Raw genomic sequence first — 12,940 nt, 5'->3', positions numbered from 1 at the left:
TGCGCAAAGCAGACGAGCGATCCGTCGATGCAACATGGAAGCGTATCGGCTCCCTCCTCGACTGCTTCTCGCCCGACGAATGCAGCAACTACCTCGTCAACTCAGGGTACGCACCAACGTGATCCGGTCACGCTCTAGCGCCGCCATCGCGATGCCTGGGCGCTGGAAGCAGCGCGGCATGACGGTGACGCCAAGCCCGGCGCGGACATAGGCGGCGGCGCGGTCGTCGTTGGTCGTGCGCGCCGCCATGAACGGGCGCACGCCGCGCAATGTGAAGAAACGGCTGATTTCGGGCAGCATCTCGCAGTGGCGGCGCACGATCATCGTTTCCCCGCCGACATCATCCGCGCTCAGGACCGCCCGGCCCGCCAAAGCGTGATGGGCCGGGAGCGCCATTGCATAGCCTTCGGTGAGCAACGATTCCGTATGGGTGTCGGTCTGGTCGAGCAGACCGAGCACCGCATCGATGCGCCCGCGATCACGCATGAGCAGCAGATCGCGCATGCGGCCTTCCACCAGTTCCAGGCGGTCCAGCGGATCGGCATGGCCGGCGACCGCCAGCGCGCCGCCGATCCAGTCGGCGGGCAGCGTGGACAGGATGCCGATGCGGATCAGACGCGCGGGCGCATCATCCTGCACCGCACGCTCGGCCTCCGCAAACTCGGCTTCGATCCGGCGGGCATGGACCAGAAAACGGGCGCCGGCGGCGGTCAGTTCGACCCGGCGGTTGCTGCGGTGGAAGAGCGGACGGGCGAGCAGGGTTTCCAGCTTCGCGATCCCGACCGACAAGGTTGGTTGCGACACCCGGCACTGCGCCGCAGCTTTTGAAAAATGGCCATGATCGACAACCGCCAGGAAATAGCGAATCAGATAACGGCTGATCATAGACGGCATCTATCGTGTTCATCCGGCCGGCTCAATTTTCAATGGCATCATGGACCTGCTACGGTAGCGTCAGAACATAGCGTTGGAGAGCAGAGTTGAGCGATTTCGATTTCGCGCTGGGCGAGACCGCGGACATGATCCGCGAGACGACGCGCCGCTTTGCCAGCGAACAGATTGCGCCGCTGGCGGTCCGGATCGATGCCGACGACTGGTTCCCGCGGGATCTGTGGCCGGCGATGGGCGCGCTGGGCCTGCACGGCATCACCGTGGACGAGGCGGATGGCGGGCTGGGGCTCGGTTATCTGGAGCATGTCGTCGCGGTGGAAGAGGTCAGCCGTGCGTCAGCGTCGGTGGGCCTGAGCTATGGCGCGCATTCCAACCTGTGCGTCAACCAGATCCGCCGCTGGGGCAATGCCGATCAGAAGGCGCGGTACCTGCCGAAGCTGATTTCGGGGGAGCATGTCGGCAGCCTGGCGATGTCGGAGGCGAGCGCCGGGTCCGACGTGGTGTCGATGAAGCTGCGCGCGGTGAAGACCGATGGCGGCTATGTCCTGGATGGAACGAAATTCTGGATCACCAACGCCAGCTATGCCGACACGCTGGTGGTCTATGCCAAGACCGGGGAGGGCAGCCGCGGCATCACGGCGTTCCTGATCGAGAAGGACATGCCCGGATTTTCGATCGGGCAGAAGATCGACAAGATGGGCATGCGCGGCAGCCCGACTGCGGAGCTGGTGTTCGACGATTGCGCGGTGTCGGATGCGCAGGTGATGGGGCCGGTGAACGGCGGGGCCGGCGTGCTGATGTCGGGGCTGGATTATGAGCGGGCGGTGCTGGCGGGTATCCAGCTGGGCATCATGCAGGCGTGCCTGGACGTGGTGGTGCCCTATGTCCGCGAACGGCAGCAGTTCGGACAAGCGATCGGCAGTTTCCAGCTGATGCAGGCCAAGATCGCGGACATGTATGTCGCGCTCAATTCCGCGCGGGCCTATGTCTATGCCGTGGCGCGGAGTTGCGATGTCGGGCGGACGACACGGTTCGATGCGGCCGGCGCGATCCTGCTGGCGTCCGAAAATGCAGTCAAGGTCGCGCTGGAGGCGATCCAGGCGCTGGGCGGGGCCGGCTATACGAAGGATTGGCCGGTGGAACGCTTCCTGCGCGATGCCAAGCTGCTGGACATCGGGGCGGGGACCAACGAGATCCGCCGGATGCTGATCGGGCGCGAACTGATCGGGGCGCCGCAGCGGATTGCGCAGTGAGCGCGCCGGTCCTGGGCAGCATGGTGGCGCCGGACGACGCGATGTTTCAGGCCAATGCAGCGCACAACCGCGCGCTGGCTGAACAGCTGCGGGCGAGGGTAGCGACTGCGGCGCTGGGCGGGAGCGAGTCCGCGCGCGAACGCCATCGCGCGCGCGGCAAGCTGCTGCCCCGTGAACGGGTCGAGCGGTTGATCGATCCAGGCAGTCCGTTCCTGGAGATCGGCCAGCTGGCGGCGAACGGCCTGTATGACGATGCGGTGCCGGGTGCCGGCGTGATTGCGGGGATCGGTCGCGTATCGGGGCGGCAGGTGATGATCCTGTGCAACGACGCCACCGTGAAGGGTGGCACCTACTATCCCATGACGGTCAAGAAACACCTGCGCGCGCAGGAGATCGCGTTCGAGAACCGGTTACCGTGCGTGTATCTGGTCGACAGCGGCGGCGCCAACCTGCCGCATCAGGCGGAGGTGTTTCCGGATCGCGATCATTTCGGGCGGATCTTCTTCAACCAGGCGACGATGTCGGCACAGGGCATCCCGCAGATCGCGTGCGTGATGGGAAGCTGCACCGCGGGCGGCGCCTATGTGCCGGCAATGTCGGACGAAACCGTGATCGTGCGCGGGCAGGGGACGATCTTCCTGGCGGGGCCACCACTGGTGAAGGCGGCGACGGGTGAGGTGATATCGGCGGAGGAACTGGGCGGGGCGGACACGCACGGCCGGCGATCGGGAGTCGTCGACCATGTCGCCGACGACGACGAACATGCGCTGGCGATCGTGCGTGACATCGTCGCCACGCTGCCGCAGCAGACGATGCCGCCGGGCCTCAACCTGCGTGCGCCCGCGCCGCCGAGATATCCGGCGGAGGAACTGTACGGGATCGTGCCGCAGGATGTGCGGGCGCCCTATGACGTGCATGCGGTGATCGCACGGCTGGTCGACGGATCGGAATTCCACGCATTCAAGGCGCTGTACGGGCCGTCTTTGGTCTGCGGGTTCGCGCATCTGTGGGGGATGCCGGTCGGGATCATCGCCAACAACGGCGTACTGTTCAGCGAGAGCGCGCAGAAGGGTGCGCATTTCATCGAGCTGGCGCAGCAACGGCGCATTCCATTGTTGTTCCTTCAGAATATCTCCGGCTTCATGGTCGGCGGCAAATATGAGGCGGAGGGGATCGCCAAGCATGGCGCAAAGCTGGTGACCGCGGTCGCAACCGCGACGGTGCCCAAGATCACGGTGCTGATCGGTGGCAGTTTCGGGGCCGGCAATTACGGCATGTGCGGACGCGCCTATTCCCCACGCTTCCTGTTCAGCTGGCCCAATGCGCGGATCAGCGTGATGGGCGGGGAGCAGGCGGCGAGCGTGCTGGCGACCGTCCATCGCGACGCCGACCGCTGGACGCCGGAGGAAGCCGAGGCGTTCAAGGCGCCGGTCCGCCAGAAATATGAGGATGAGGGCAATCCCTATTATGCGACCGCGCGGCTGTGGGATGACGGGATCATCGATCCCGCGCAGACGCGCGACGTATTGGGGCTGGCCTTTGCCGCGACGCTGAACGCCCCGATCCCCGAACGTCAGGCGTTCGGGGTGTTCCGGATGTGACCGGCATGGCCAATCGGGCAGCAAAGAAGGACCGCGCATGATCGAGTCGCTCCTGATCGCCAATCGCGGGGAGATTGCGCGGCGGATCATCCGCACCGCGCGGCGGCTGGGTGTGCGGACCGTGGCGGTGCATTCCGATGTCGATGCCGACATGCCGTTCGTGCGCGAGGCGGACGAGGCCGTGGCGATCGGCCCGGCACCGGCGCGGGAAAGCTATCTGGTCGCCGACCGCATCCTGGCGGCGGCGCGGGCGAGCGGCGCGCAGGCGATCCATCCGGGATACGGGTTCCTGTCGGAAAATGCCGCCTTTGCCGAGGCGGTACAGGCCGCCGGCCTGGTCTGGGTCGGGGCGCCGCCGGCGGCGATCCGGGCGATGGGGCTGAAGGATGCGGCCAAGACGCTGATGCTGGCGGCGGGGGTGCCGGTCACGCCCGGCTATATGGGCGAGGACCAGGGCGCGGAGCGGCTGTTCGCCGAGGCCCGAGCGATCGGCTGGCCGGTGCTGATCAAGGCGGTGGCAGGCGGCGGCGGAAAAGGCATGCGCCGTGTCGACGCCGCCGAGGCGTTCGCCGACGCGCTGGACAGTTGCCGGCGCGAAGCGGCCGCGGCGTTCGGCGACGACCATGTGCTGATCGAGAAATATGTACTGAACCCACGCCACATCGAGGTGCAGGTGTTCGGCGACAGTCATGGCGGCGTCGTGCATCTGTTCGAGCGGGATTGCAGCCTGCAACGTCGCCACCAGAAGGTTATCGAGGAGGCGCCGGCGCCGGGCATGGACGCCGCGACGCGCGCGGCGGTCTGTGCCGCCGCGGTGCAGGCGGCGCGGGCGGTGGATTATGTCGGGGCGGGGACGGTGGAGTTCATCGCGGATGCGAGCGACGGGCTGCGCGCCGACCGGATCTGGTTCATGGAGATGAACACGCGGTTGCAGGTCGAGCATCCGGTGACCGAGGCGATTACGGGCCAGGATCTGGTCGAATGGCAGCTGCGCGTCGCGAGCGGTGAGCGGTTGCCGAAGCGACAGGATGAGTTGACCATCGACGGCTGGGCGATGGAGGCGCGGCTCTATGCCGAAAATCCGACGACCGGGTTCCTGCCATCGACCGGGCCGCTGACGCATCTGCGCTTTCCCGACGGTATCCGCGTCGACAGCGGGGTGGAGCAGGGCGGGGCGGTGACGCCCTATTACGATCCGATGATCGCCAAGCTGGTGGTGCATGCGCCCACCCGTGCGGCCGCGGCGGCCAGGCTGGCCTGTGCGTGCGGCGCGGTCGAGGTGTGGCCGGTGCGGACCAATGCCGGCTTTCTGGCGCGGGCGGCGGGCGATGCCGATTTCGTTGGCGGGCGGATCGACACCGGCTTCATCGCGCGGCACGGCGACCGGCTGGTGCCCGCCGCCGACCCGTCCGACGCGGTGATCGCGGCGGCGGCGGCGGCCTTGATGCCGGAGCGGGGCGGCGGGCCGTGGACCACGCTGACCGGGTTCCGTGCCAACGCCGATGCCGACCGTCGGGTGGCGGTGGCGATCGGTGACACGACGCATGTCGCCGATGTCGATGCGGCCGGGCGAGCGGTGACGGTCGACGGCGAACGCGTGCTGTTCCTGCATGGTGAGGCATGGCGGTTCGGCCCGGCGGTGGGCCGGCGTGGTGGTGGCGAGGGCGCGCTGGGCGACGGCGCATTGCTGGCGCCGATGCCGGGGCGAATCGTGGCTGTGGATGTGGCGGCGGGCGAGACTGTGCGGCGCGGCCAGCGCGTGCTGGTGCTGGAGGCGATGAAGATGGAACAGGCGTTGCTGGCACCGTTCGACGGCGTGGTTGCGGACCTATCCGCCGCGCCCGGGCAACAGGTGAACGAAGGCCAGGTCCTGGCCCGCATTGCAAAGGCAGACTGAGATGGCGGGGCGGTTTTACGGCGAGTGGCGGATCGGCGACCGGATCACGCACGAGATTCGCCGGACGGTGACGGAGACCGACAATCTCCTGTTCTCGACGATGACGCATAATCCACAGCCGTTGCACATCGACGCGGAGGCGGCGCGGGCGAGCGAGTTCGGTCGTATCCTGGTCAACGGCACTTTCACCTTCGCGCTGATGATCGGGCTGTCGGTGGGCGAGACCACGCTGGGCACGCTGGTCGCCAATCTGGGCTATGACAAGTTGGTGATGCCAAAGCCGGTGTTTCTGGGCGACACGATGCGCGCCGAGACCGACGTCGTGGAGTTGAAGGACAGCCGGTCCCGCCCCGACGCCGGGATCGTCACCTTTTCGCACACGCTGATCAACCAGCGGGATGAGGTGGTTTGCCGGTGCCTGCGGACGGCGTTGTTGGCTCGCGCACCAGCGGGATCGCCCCGGCCGGCGGCAGGCCAGCAACGTGCACCCGGTTAACGATTAATCTTTATGTAATTAAAACAGGTTGTTAACGGATCGATATCGAATCGGTGGGGTTCGATGCTGAAAGGATCGATCCATGCACCGTTTGATGATGGGCACGCTTGCGGTTGCGAGCGCGACCATGGCCGTGTCGCAGACCACGCCCGTTGCCAAGATCGTACAGACGCCGCCATCCTGGTCGGACGAGTTCACGACCGGGCTCAATGCCAATGATTGGGACCGCGGGTATTCGCCCTGGCCCAACACGATCGCCAATCGGTTTCTCATCGGGACCGGTGAACGCCAGATCTATGTCGACGGACCCTATCTCGGGAAGGATACCCTGGCCACACAGGCACAGATGAACACCGGCGGCACGGCGCTCTTCCTGGCCCGCCGCATGGATGCGGCGACCCGGAGTCGCATTCTGACCAAGGCCGCCGAAGAGCAGGTGACGGCGGCGACCGCCGCCGCAGTCGGGAAAGCGGATTGGGCGAGCGCGATGATCAAGGGCAGCGCCGGCCGCGCGAGCACGTTCAGGCACGGCTATATCGAGGCTTCGCTTCAGTGGACGCCGACCAAGGAGTCCTGGCCGGCTTTCTGGCTGTTGCCGAAGACGTGGGGATGGCCGCCCGAAATCGACATCGTCGAGATGCGGATCGAGAACGGCATACCGATGGCGGTGATGACCATTCACAGCAAACAACCGGGATATGGCGCGCGCGGGTGTCGTGCGCCGATCCCCCGAAACGGGCGAGGCTACCACCGTTATGGCTTTTACTGGAACATGACGACGGCGGTCTTCTACCTGGACGGCAAGGTCACCTGCCGCCTGCCGGCGCCAAGCGACCTCAACCAGGAATTCTATCCGATCCTGAACCTGGCCATGGGTGGCTGGGGCGCCGTACCCACCGCGAACACCGCCGACCCGCAGAAGTTGCAGGTGGATTATGTGCGTGTCTGGAAGGGATATTGAAGATCTGGTGCACCGGAAGGGATTCGAACCCCTGACCCCTGCCTTCGGAGGGCAGTGCTCTATCCAGCTGAGCTACCGGTGCATTCGGGATGCGCTTAGCAAAGCGTCGGGCGGGGGGATAGACCCTATTTCGCGGGGGCGAGCGGCTGGAAGGTGCCGAGCCCGCAGGAGGTGCCGCGCATGGCGCCCGGCGGGCCACCGTTGCGGACGACGGTGATAATGTCGACCGAACAGAGCCGATCGATGCTGAGATCATAGCCGAACGCACGTTCAAAGCCGAGTTCCGGGCAGGCATGCGGCAGGGTGTTGCGGAAGGTCTTGCCGCCCTGCATCACGAAATCGATGGTGCGATCGTCGCGAACCCGGGTTTCGCGGATGCGGCTGGGCGATATGCAGGACACAGCGGGCCCGGCCGGCACCGGCACCGGCACCGGGCGGGCGGGCGCGGCGGCCACAAGGCACAGGAACAGCGGGGCGAAACGGCGCATGGCGGCGGACCTTCGAGACGTTGGACGGGATCAACGCATGAGTGTGGCAGCCGGTGCCGCCGACTTGGGCGGCAATGTCTTGGCGGTATAGCGGCAGAGATCGGCGACCGGACAGCGCCAGCATTCGGGCGTTCGCGCCTTGCAGACATAGCGGCCGTGCAGGATCAGCCAATGATGCGCATGCAGGCGGAACGGCGCGGGGGTGATCCGGTCCAGCCGGCGTTCCACCGCGACGACATCCTTTCCGATCGCCAGGCCGGTGCGGTTGCCGACGCGGAAGATGTGGGTATCCACCGCGATCGTTTCCTGCCCGAAGGCGATGTTCAGCACGACATTGGCGGTCTTGCGCCCGACGCCGGGCAGTGCCTCCAGCGCGGCGCGATCGGCCGGAACCTGGCCGTCATGGTCGGCGAGCAGTTGCTCCGACAAGGCGATGACGTTCTTCGCCTTGGTGTTGAACAGGCCGATCGTCTTGATATGGTCCTTGAGCGCGGGCTCACCCAGCGCGACCATGGCCGCGGGGGTGTCGGCCACCGCAAACAGCGCGCGGGTGGCGCGATTGACGCCGACGTCCGTCGCCTGCGCCGACAGCACGACCGCGACCAGCAACGTGTAGGGGTTGGTGTAGGCCAGTTCGGTCTGCGGCGCCGGGTTGGCCTCCGCCAGCCTGCGGTAGAATTCGAAGACGTCCGCGCGCGGCATCGGGCGCATCGGTCAGGCGCCGAAGATGTCGGTCATGGTGTAGCGACCGGCAGGGCGCCCCGCGAGCCAGAGCGCCGCGCGGAGGGCCCCGCGCGCGAAGATCCCGCGATCTTCGGCGCGGTGGCCAATTTCGATCCGTTCGCCCTCCGTGGCGAAGACGACCTGATGATCGCCGGCGACCGACCCGCCGCGGAGCGCGGCAAAGCCGATCGTGCCGGGTTCGCGCGCGCCGATCCGACTGGTGCGGCCGAGATCCGCCAGCGCCGCGCCGCGCCCCTCCGCTGCCGCCGCTCCAAGCAGCAGCGCGGTGCCGGACGGCGCATCGCGCTTGTGCCGGTGGTGCATCTCGACAATCTCGATATCCCAATCGGGACCGAGCCGGGTCGCGGCTTCGCGGACGAGGTGGGCGAGGATGGTGACGCCAAGTGCGGTGTTGGCCGCCTGAAGGACGGGTATGTCACGCGCAGCGGCGTCGATCGCCGCATGCTGATCGTCGCGCAACCCGGTGGTGCCGATGACGATCGCGGTGCCGGCGGCGTGAGCGGCTGCGAGGTGGCGGGCGAGCGCATCCGGAGTCGAGAAGTCGATCAGGACATCACAGCCGCCGGCGAGTGCGGACGCGTCGGGATAGCGGCCCAGAACCGCACCGGCCCGCCCGATGCCGCCGGCCAGCACCAGTGGCACCGCATCCGCCGCGGTCATGATCGCCCGGCCCATGCGTCCGCCGGCACCGAACAGGCCGATGCGGGGGGCGGGGGCGGGGTTCTGGCTGGACATGGATCGGCTCATGCCAAAATGCAGGATGCAGGAACAGGCCTGTTGTTCAGGATGTGCGCACCGCCCCCGCGGCGATGAGCGCGTCGATGGCAGCGGCATCGAAGCCATGGTCCGACAGGATCGCGCGGCTGTCGGCACCGAGCGCGGGGCCGGGATCGCCGATGGCGCCGGGCGTTTCGGAAAAGCGGGTCGGGATGCCGGGGAAACGGAGCGGGCCGGCATCGGTATCGCGAGATTGCCAGAAGCCGGTATCGACAAGATGCGGATCGTGCAGCAGGTCCTCCGTGCTGGCGATCGCCATCGCCGGAAGCTGGGCTTCGCGGAACAGTGCCAGCCATTCGGCGGTGGTGCGCGTTTCCAGCACGGCCGCGACCTGCGCCAGGCAAGCCGTGATATTGTCGGCGCGGCTGCGCATCGTTGCGAAGATCGGACTGCGCGACCAGTCGGGATCACCGATCGCGTGGAAGAAGGCGCGCCATTGCTTGTCATTATAGATCATCACCCCGACATGCCCGTCGCAGGTGGCATAGGGCCGGCGCGCTTCCGACGTGACGCGCGGATAGACGGGTGGCCCGATTGCGGGATCGAACAGCGCGCCGCCGACATGTTCGATCATCGTGAATGACACCATGGTTTCGAACATCGGGATTTCCAGTTCCTGGCCGAGCCCCGTCCGTTCGCGCGCGAACAGCGCGGCGGCGATGGCATAGGCGCCGGTCAGCCCCGCGACCTTGTCGGCGATTACGGTGGCGATGTAGGTGGGGGTACCGCCCGAGAGCCGTGCCTGGAGGTCGACGAGGCCGGATGCGGCCTGCACGATATCGTCATAGGCTGGGTAGTCCCGATAGGGCCCGTCACGGGCGAAGCCGTACAGATTGGCATAGACGATCCTGGGATTGGCCGCCTTCACCGCCGAATAGTCCAGCCCCAGCCGGGCGATCGCCTGCGCACGCATCGAATGGACGAAGACGTCGGCGGTTTCCGCGAGTTTCAGCAGCGTGTCGCGCGCGGCCGGTTGTTTCAGGTCGAGCACCAGGCTGCGCTTGCCGCGGTTGACGTTCAGGAACATGCCGCCGCGCATGCTGTCATGACCGGGGGGCAGCGGGCGAATGGTGTCGCCGTCCGGGCTTTCGATCTTGATGACGTCCGCGCCGAGATCCGCAAAGATCTGCGTCGCATAGGGGCCCATCAGCACGCTGGTGAGATCGAGGACGCGAACGCCGGCAAGCGGACCCTTGCCACGTCCGCTCATGCGGGTCCGCCGACCGGGGCGGGGTGTCCGGACATGGGCATGGTACGGTTCTCCGATCCTGCGGCGGACATGCCGGCGTCGCCTCCGGCCATAATCCCGGACCCATCGCCAACGCTATGGCAAACATATGCGGGAGGCATGTTCTTACCCTCGCAACTTCACGCGCCGGCGGCCTAATCGCGGATTCGACGGGCCGCCATCTCGGCGGGCGGGCGGGCGGGCGCGCGCGGCGCGCGGAAGGAGCGGTGGATGCGACAACGGATCGTGCAGGGCATGCTGCGGGTCGGTGGCCTGTTGCTGATCGTCGTGGGCGCGGCGCTGCTGCGGCTGCTGCCCACCCTGACACCGGGATGGATCGCGATCGGCTTGGCGGCTCTGGCGTTTTTCGGCGTCAGCAGCGGCAGTGCGCTGCTGGTGCTGGGCCCCCATGTCACCGATCCGGTCGAGCTGGGTGAACGCTGGACCACCCGACGATCCGATCGGACGGATTGACCACCGGGACGCAACCGACCGGCGGCTGGGTCATTCTGATGGGGACCGCGACAGCAACCTTGTGCGAGGAAATCCGCCAATGCCCTATCCCACCCCCTATCATGCCGATGCGAACCGTTATGACGGCCGGATGCCCTATCGCCGCTGTGGCCGGTCGGGGCTCGACCTGCCGGCGATCTCGCTGGGGCTATGGCAGAATTTTGGCGGGACCGACGTGTTCGAAACCGGGCGCGCGATCCTGCGACGCGCGTTCGACCGCGGGGTGACGCATTTCGATCTCGCGAACAATTATGGCCCGCCCTACGGGTCGGCGGAAGAGAATTTCGGCAAGGTCATGGCGACCGATTTCGCCGGCCACCGGGACGAGCTGGTGATTTCCAGCAAGGCGGGCTGGGACATGTGGCCGGGGCCCTATGGCGATGTCGGCGGCAGTCGCAAATATCTGATCGCCAGTTGCGAACAGAGCCTGAAGCGGATGGGGATCGACTATGTCGACATCTTCTATTCCCACCGCGTCGATCCCAGGACGCCGCTGGAGGAAACGATGGGCGCGCTGGCGCAGCTGCACCGGCAGGGCAAGGCGCTGTATGTCGGGATCTCGTCGCATTCGCCCGAACTGACCCGCCGGGCGGCCGCGATCCTGGCGGCGGAGCGGGTGCCGTTGCTGATCCACCAGCCCAGCTATTCGATGCTCAATCGCTGGGTCGAACCGGAATTGCTGGCGACGCTGGAGGATCTGGGAACGGGGTGCATCGCGTTTTCGCCCTTGGGGCAGGGACTGCTGACCGACAAATATCTGAAGGCGGTGCCGGACGATGCGCGGGCGGCGAAGGCCGGATCCTTCTCCTCCGACCTGATCACCGAGGAGAATCTGGCACGCATCCGGGCGCTGAACGGCATCGCAGAGGCGCGGGGGCAGACGCTGGCGCAGATGGCGATCGCCTGGGTGCTGCGCGATCCGCGGGTGACATCCGCCCTGATCGGAGCCCGGACGGTGGAACAGCTCGATAACTCGCTGGATGCGGTTCATGATCTGGCGTTCTCGGAGGAAGAGCTGCAGCAGATCGATGCACATGCCGATGACGGCGGGATCGACCTGTGGGATGTGTCGTCGCAGATCACCGACATGCCGGCCGCGCCCGGTGTTCCGAAATCGGGCAAAGCGACCGACCGACCGACGTCGGGCTGACCCCACGCGTCGGCTCGCAGTCATCTGTGCGTCCGCGGGGTAGGAGCATCCGTTTCAGCGCCCTATTCCCGGACACACGGTGGTTTTCGGCCGAACGGGACATGAACCGGATCATCGTTAACGGATCAGTATTCTTATCCGCACATAGCAAGCCTCTCGTTTATTGAATCATCCGAGAGGTACGGCGTGCGCAAAAAAGCCTGTCTGTTGTCCGCCGCAGCTTCCATCTTGGCGGCATCGCCCGCGATGGCACAGGATCTGCGAAGCGTTCAGCCAAGCGGTGCCGCCGCGGCCGCGGCTGCGGCATTGCCGAGCAACACGTCCGATATCGTGGTGACCGCAACGCGGCGGTCCGAACGCCTGTCCGCCGTGCCGATCGCCGTCACCGCGTTCGGCACGGCCGCGCTGCGCAATTCCGGTGCGACCGATATCCGGCAGATGACGCAACTTGCGCCGTCGCTGCTGGTGTCGTCCACCGGGTCCGAAGCCAATGCCACGGCCCGCGTGCGCGGGATTGGCACGGTTGGCGACAACCCCGGCCTGGAAAGCTCGGTCGCGGTGTTTATCGACGGCATCTACCGCAGCCGCACCGGATCCGGCCTGAACGATCTGGGCGAAGTCGAACGCATCGAGGTGCTGCGCGGGCCGCAGGGTACGCTGTCGGGCCGCAATTCATCCGCCGGCGCGATCAGCATCTATACCAAGGTGCCGGAGTTCAAGTTCGGCGGTTACGGCGAGGCGAGCTACGGCAATTATCACGCGGTGCGGCTGGCCGGTGCGCTGACCGGCCCCGTCGTCAAGGATCTGATCGCGTTTCGCGTCGACAGCGTGTTCGGCAAGCGCGACGGTTTCTATCACGACGTCATCAACAAGACCGATTACAATGATCGCAACCGCTTCTTCATACGCACCCAGCTGCTGTTCACGCCGTCGCAGGATTT

13 protein-coding genes, 1 tRNA gene and 1 pseudogene are annotated in these 12,940 nt (G+C 66.6%); 9 read left to right on the top strand and 6 right to left on the bottom strand.

The genetic code is table 11. The features are described from left to right. Positions 1 to 122 (top strand): annotated as a pseudogene (locus VF649_RS10370) (IS630 family transposase); the annotation flags it as partial. Here VF649_RS10370 and VF649_RS10365 read toward each other — a convergent pair. Continuing rightward, complete coding sequence (locus tag VF649_RS10365; protein WP_331011880.1) at positions 97 to 885, bottom strand: LysR family transcriptional regulator; 789 nt, start codon at positions 883 to 885, stop codon at positions 97 to 99. The pseudogene VF649_RS10370 and the gene VF649_RS10365 sit on opposite strands and share 26 nt — an antisense overlap. Positions 886 to 980: 95 nt before the next feature. Here VF649_RS10365 and VF649_RS10360 point away from each other — a divergent pair, with 95 nt between their 5' ends. The 5 genes from VF649_RS10360 to VF649_RS10340 all read left to right on the top strand — a co-directional run bounded on the left by VF649_RS10360 (position 981) and on the right by VF649_RS10340 (position 7,099). Further along, positions 981 to 2,144, top strand: a complete 1,164-nt coding sequence (locus VF649_RS10360) for an acyl-CoA dehydrogenase family protein (protein ID WP_331011879.1) — start codon at positions 981 to 983, stop codon at positions 2,142 to 2,144. Next, entirely contained in the window at positions 2,141 to 3,745 is a 1,605-nt protein-coding gene (locus VF649_RS10355; RefSeq protein WP_331011878.1) for a carboxyl transferase domain-containing protein, read from the top strand. Before VF649_RS10360 ends, VF649_RS10355 begins: the two co-directional genes overlap by 4 nt. 37 nt (positions 3,746 to 3,782) lie before the next feature. Beyond that, positions 3,783 to 5,642 (top strand): acetyl/propionyl/methylcrotonyl-CoA carboxylase subunit alpha, encoded by a 1,860-nt coding sequence (locus VF649_RS10350; protein ID WP_331011877.1) that lies wholly within the window; start codon positions 3,783 to 3,785, stop codon positions 5,640 to 5,642. Position 5,643: 1 nt separating this feature from the next. Then, complete coding sequence (locus VF649_RS10345) at positions 5,644 to 6,138, top strand: MaoC family dehydratase (protein WP_331011876.1); 495 nt, start codon at positions 5,644 to 5,646, stop codon at positions 6,136 to 6,138. Positions 6,139 to 6,220: 82 nt separating this feature from the next. Continuing rightward, on the top strand, positions 6,221 to 7,099 hold the full coding sequence (locus tag VF649_RS10340) for a glycoside hydrolase family 16 protein (protein ID WP_331011875.1): 879 nt from the start codon (positions 6,221 to 6,223) through the stop codon (positions 7,097 to 7,099). 5 nt (positions 7,100 to 7,104) lie between these two features. Here the strand turns inward: VF649_RS10340 and VF649_RS10335 are convergent. The 5 genes from VF649_RS10335 to VF649_RS10315 form a co-directional block, all read right to left on the bottom strand. Then, a tRNA-Arg gene (locus VF649_RS10335) sits at positions 7,105 to 7,181 on the bottom strand. A 43-nt stretch (positions 7,182 to 7,224) separates the two neighbouring features. After that, positions 7,225 to 7,587 carry a hypothetical protein gene (locus VF649_RS10330; RefSeq protein WP_331011874.1) on the bottom strand — a complete coding sequence of 121 codons (363 nt, stop codon included), beginning with the start codon at positions 7,585 to 7,587 and terminating at the stop codon, positions 7,225 to 7,227. Positions 7,588 to 7,617: 30 nt separating this feature from the next. Next, a complete protein-coding gene (gene nth / locus VF649_RS10325) occupies positions 7,618 to 8,289 on the bottom strand; it encodes an endonuclease III (protein ID WP_331011881.1) in 672 nt (223 codons plus the stop codon). A 12-nt stretch (positions 8,290 to 8,301) separates the two neighbouring features. Continuing rightward, positions 8,302 to 9,066 (bottom strand): 4-hydroxy-tetrahydrodipicolinate reductase, encoded by a 765-nt coding sequence (dapB, locus tag VF649_RS10320; protein ID WP_331011873.1) that lies wholly within the window; start codon positions 9,064 to 9,066, stop codon positions 8,302 to 8,304. Positions 9,067 to 9,112: 46 nt separating this feature from the next. Next, positions 9,113 to 10,318 carry a CoA transferase gene (locus VF649_RS10315; protein ID WP_331011872.1) on the bottom strand — a complete coding sequence of 402 codons (1,206 nt, stop codon included), beginning with the start codon at positions 10,316 to 10,318 and terminating at the stop codon, positions 9,113 to 9,115. Between the two features lie 249 nt (positions 10,319 to 10,567). Here VF649_RS10315 and VF649_RS10310 point away from each other — a divergent pair, with 249 nt between their 5' ends. The 3 genes from VF649_RS10310 to VF649_RS10300 all read left to right on the top strand — a co-directional run. Beyond that, positions 10,568 to 10,810, top strand: a complete 243-nt coding sequence (locus VF649_RS10310) for a hypothetical protein (protein ID WP_331011871.1) — start codon at positions 10,568 to 10,570, stop codon at positions 10,808 to 10,810. Positions 10,811 to 10,889: 79 nt separating this feature from the next. Next, entirely contained in the window at positions 10,890 to 11,999 is a 1,110-nt protein-coding gene (mgrA, locus tag VF649_RS10305; protein WP_331011870.1) for an L-glyceraldehyde 3-phosphate reductase, read from the top strand. Positions 12,000 to 12,245: 246 nt separating this feature from the next. Further along, positions 12,246 to 12,940, top strand: a 695-nt coding sequence (locus tag VF649_RS10300) for a TonB-dependent receptor plug domain-containing protein (RefSeq protein ID WP_331011869.1), incomplete at its 3' end; no start/stop codon positions are given.

The organism is Sphingomonas sp. (assembly GCF_036387535.1).
Classification (GTDB): domain Bacteria; phylum Pseudomonadota; class Alphaproteobacteria; order Sphingomonadales; family Sphingomonadaceae; genus Sphingomonas_R.
Note: the sequence above shows the minus strand (reverse complement) of the source record. Positions and strands in the feature narration are given on the sequence as shown.

Bases quoted from the DNA above. Each gene is read 5' to 3' on its own strand.
- VF649_RS10365 (WP_331011880.1), bottom strand. From the start codon at position 885: ATGATCAGCCGTTATCTGATTCGCTATTTCCTGGCGGTTGTCGATCAT.
- VF649_RS10350 (WP_331011877.1), top strand. From the start codon at position 3,783: ATGATCGAGTCGCTCCTGATCGCCAATCGCGGGGAGATTGCGCGGCGG.
- VF649_RS10345 (WP_331011876.1), top strand. From the start codon at position 5,644: ATGGCGGGGCGGTTTTACGGCGAGTGGCGGATCGGCGACCGGATCACG.
- VF649_RS10340 (WP_331011875.1), top strand. From the start codon at position 6,221: ATGCACCGTTTGATGATGGGCACGCTTGCGGTTGCGAGCGCGACCATG.
- VF649_RS10330 (WP_331011874.1), bottom strand. From the start codon at position 7,587: ATGCGCCGTTTCGCCCCGCTGTTCCTGTGCCTTGTGGCCGCCGCGCCC.
- nth (WP_331011881.1), bottom strand. From the start codon at position 8,289: ATGCCGCGCGCGGACGTCTTCGAATTCTACCGCAGGCTGGCGGAGGCC.
- dapB (WP_331011873.1), bottom strand. From the start codon at position 9,066: ATGTCCAGCCAGAACCCCGCCCCCGCCCCCCGCATCGGCCTGTTCGGT.
- VF649_RS10315 (WP_331011872.1), bottom strand. From the start codon at position 10,318: ATGAGCGGACGTGGCAAGGGTCCGCTTGCCGGCGTTCGCGTCCTCGAT.
- VF649_RS10310 (WP_331011871.1), top strand. From the start codon at position 10,568: ATGCGACAACGGATCGTGCAGGGCATGCTGCGGGTCGGTGGCCTGTTG.
- mgrA (WP_331011870.1), top strand. From the start codon at position 10,890: ATGCCCTATCCCACCCCCTATCATGCCGATGCGAACCGTTATGACGGC.